Annotated in this window: 1 protein-coding gene; it reads right to left on the bottom strand. The window is 68.3% G+C overall.

The genetic code is table 11. The features are described 5' to 3' along the window. Positions 1-114: 114 nt before the first annotated feature. A complete protein-coding gene (locus AC3WJE_RS20940) occupies positions 115-1212 on the bottom strand; it encodes a Gfo/Idh/MocA family protein (protein WP_493732773.1) in 1098 nt (365 codons plus the stop codon). Positions 1213-1595: the final 383 nt, after the last annotated feature.

Raw genomic sequence — 1595 nt, 5'->3', positions numbered from 1 at the left:
GGCAGCGTAAGGGGTGTAGAAGAGACAGCGAGGGGCTTTACCGGTAAAGCCCCTCGCGCCTGAAGGCGCTCCTACGGGTCCTGCATGCCCCGCAGGGCCTGTGCCGATGCAGCCCTATCCCAACGTGATCCGCCGCCCGCCATCACGCGCCGAGGCGAAGATCGCATCGACCACGCGCATGTCGGCCAACCCTTCCTCGCCGGGCACGCGTGGCGGATTGCCCTCGATGATCGCCAGCGCGTCCTCGTCCATCTGCAACGCCTGCTGATGCCGCACCACCGCGTCGAGCACCTTGCCGTCGCTGGTGCGGCCACGGATGCCGCTGTAGGACTGGAACGGCGACAACTCGTACCAGCCACGCTCGGCCTCGACACGCAGCAGGTTCATGCTCTCGCCGAAACTGGTGGCGCACTCGGCGACCACGCCTTCCGGGAATTCGAGGGTGAAACGCATGGTCTCGTCCACGCCGCGGAAGATCTCCGGGCGCGCGATCTCCTGCTTGGCACTCACCGCGATCGGCTCACGGCCGACGGCATAGCGCGCCCCGTTGAGCGAGTACACGCCCATGTCGTACATCGCACCGCCACCGCGCGCCGGATCCAGCCGCCAGTTGCTGGCGTCGCCACCATCGAAACCGCGGAAGCCGGCCTCGGCGCGCACGCGCCGGATCGCCCCATACGGATGGCTGTCGGCGAAACCGATGATGCGGCGGGTGTTGGGCTCGTGCTGCATGCGATAGCCGATGGTCAGCTGCACCTTGTTGGCGCGTGCGGCATCGATCATGCGCTGCGCCTCGGCGGCGTTCATCGCCATCGGTTTTTCGCACCACACGTGCTTGCCGGCTTCGGCCGCGGCGATGCTGTACTTGGCGTGCAGGTGGTTCGGCAACACCACGTAGACCACGTCGATATCGCGGTTGTCGGCGATGCTGGCGAAGTTGTCGTAGCTGTAGCAGTTGCGATCCGGAATGCGATAACGCCGCTGCCAGTCCTCGATCTTGGCCGGTGTGCCGCTGACCACGCCGGCCAGCTTGCAATGACGGGTCAGTTGCAGACCGGGTCCGAGCTGGCCGGTGCTGTAGCCACCGAGGCCTACCAGCGCCACACCCAGCGGCCGCCGCGCCGGCACCGCTCCGGCCGGCAACGCCACCGACGCGCCTGCCAGCAACGCCGTCTGCAGGAATCCTCTACGCGAAAAATGCCCGTATTGCATCGCACTCCCTCCCAATCGTGAGAAATCGCCGCCGGATTCGCGGCTGCGTGACGCGAGCCCCGCAACGGCAGGGCCAAGCTGTTACTCACCCACTCGCGAGCTGATCGGAGGTCAATGCCTGACCAATGAGCCCGGCTTCCCTCGAATGAGGGGTTGAGGTGAGGGTACGAGCGAAGCCGGCTTGCGCCAAATCTCATCCACATGCCCATCAGGTACCGCGATGGCTGTGGCGCTATCGGAAAGCGCCGCGCTGCCCCCCGGGACACACGTTCGGCCCACGCCCCGCAGGAGGGGGGGGGGGGGGGGGGGGGGGGGGGGGGGGGGGGGGGGGGGGGGGGGGGGGGGGGGGGGGGGGGGGGGGGGGGGTGGGGTTGTGGTGCGCG

The sequence above is a fragment of the Pseudomonas sp. GW821-FHT07E12 genome (genome assembly GCF_058986605.1).
This window is presented reverse-complemented; position numbering and strand designations above follow the sequence as displayed.

Bases quoted from the DNA above. Each gene is read 5' to 3' on its own strand.
- AC3WJE_RS20940 (WP_493732773.1), bottom strand. From the start codon at position 1,212: ATGCAATACGGGCATTTTTCGCGTAGAGGATTCCTGCAGACGGCGTTG.